We start from the raw sequence: 280 nt of genomic DNA, 5'->3' as shown, positions 1-280 counted from the left end.
GCGAAAACGGCGAGGGAATAGTGCAGGCCTCCGGGCCCGGCGGTGAAAAAAGGCAGTTGACAGTCACTTCGGTTGCTGTATTATTCGCCTCCCGCTGACGAGTTGATCGAAAGATCGCTCGGCACGCAAGTGATCGAAGTTTGGATGTGTTGAAAGCTTCTGAAAATAATCACTTGACAAGTTACTGAGGCGCTGTAGAATGCGCGCCTCGGTTGAGACGAAAGGCTCAACCAACCGCTCTTTAACAATTGAATCAAGCAATTCGTGTGGGTGCTTGCGG

The 280-nt window shown here is 51.4% G+C and carries 1 pseudogene; it reads right to left on the bottom strand.

What is annotated here, in order from left to right:
- Positions 1-63: 63 nt before the first annotated feature.
- Positions 64-280: pseudogene (locus ACYP2A_RS23300) on the bottom strand (hypothetical protein); the annotation flags it as partial.

This window comes from Pseudomonas sp. 3A(2025) (assembly GCF_054589175.1).
This window is presented reverse-complemented; position numbering and strand designations above follow the sequence as displayed.